Raw genomic sequence first — 1,426 nt, 5'->3', positions numbered from 1 at the left:
TCTGCGCACCGTTGCCGGGCACGGCCGCGGAGGCAGGCACCTCCGCCCTGGAGCTTGATCCCCTCACAGTCACCGGCACCCCGGTGCCGGGGGCTGTGTCGGAACAGGCCGCGAGCCTGGACATCGTCACGTCCGATTCGATCGTGGCGGACGGCGACGCCAACCTGGGGGAAGCGCTGGCGGACCTGCCGGGCGTGGAGAACATCGCCACCGGCAACAGCGCCGGCAAGCCGGTCATCCGCGGGCTGTCGGGGGAACGCATCCGGATGCTGTCCAACGGCGTCGGACTGGATCACCAGCAGTACGGCGTACGTCACATGCCGAGCTACGATCCATTCCTGCTCGAGCGTGTCGAGGTCGTTCGCGGCGCCTCCAGCGTGCTCTACGGCTCCAGCGCCCTCGGCGGTGCGGTCAACCTGATCCCCCGTGAAATCGACTACGACACCGACTTCCACGGCGAGGCGATGACCCGCTACTACAGCAATAACGGCCAGTGGGACACGGGCCTGCGCGCCGGCGCCGGCAACGGCCGGTTCGGCATCTCCGTGGGCGTCATCCGGCGGGACGCGGGCAACATCGAAACCCCCGACGAGACGACCTACTTCCCGCCGCCGCCGAACCCGGAGCACCAGGATGCGGCGGCCTACACCGGCGATCTCGACTACACCGACTTCGAACAGGCGGCCGGCGATATCGCCGTGGGCGTACGTGACGACCGCGGCGGCGAGTGGCGCCTGCGCTACACGCGCTGGAACGACGAGCACAATTTCCTGCTGCCGCCACCGGCCGGCATCAAGCCCCCGTCAGCGGGCGCCGAGGGGATCGGCCAGTACATCGACGACGAACAGCTCAGCCTCTCCGGGCGCACCCGTATCGGCAACATCACCTGGAAGCCCAAGCTGCTCTGGCAGAACAACGAGCGCCGCTCCAACGCGGCAGGCTATCCGCGTTCCGCCGGATTCGATCACACCATCGATATCGAGTTCGACCAGTACACGGCCCGCCTGGAGGGCGAACACGGCGCCATTGCCGGACTGGACGGAGGCACGGTGGGCGTGGAATACCGCTACAAGACCCAGGAGTCACGCGGGAGCACGCAGCTCTCGCCGGGCGGCGACGTGCACAACGCGGCGGTATTCGCCTTCGAGGAGAAACGCCTTGGCCCGCTGCTGCTGCAGAGCGGGGTGCGCTATGACCACCACACCACGGAGGCCCGCGCCTCCCGGACACGCGCGCCGTCGGCAAGCGTCCGCGATGCCGAAGAAAACAGCTACGGCGTCGCCACCGGTTCGCTCGGCGGGGTCCTCAGCATGACCGACAGGCTCTCGCTCGCCGCCAACGTGGAGCGCGGGTTCCGGGCACCGTCGCTGTTCGAGCTCTACGTCGCCGGCCAGCACGGGGGCGTGGCCGCCTACCAGGAGGGCGA

At 69.0% G+C, this 1,426-nt stretch carries 1 protein-coding gene; it reads left to right on the top strand.

Annotated features, from left to right (window positions below; translation table 11 throughout):
• Positions 1 to 95: 95 nt before the first annotated feature.
• A partial coding sequence (locus G7A99_RS10730) for a TonB-dependent receptor plug domain-containing protein (RefSeq protein WP_371807614.1) occupies positions 96 to 1,426 on the top strand: 1,331 nt, incomplete at its 3' end.

Source organism: Arhodomonas sp. KWT, assembly GCF_010993615.1.
This window is presented reverse-complemented; position numbering and strand designations above follow the sequence as displayed.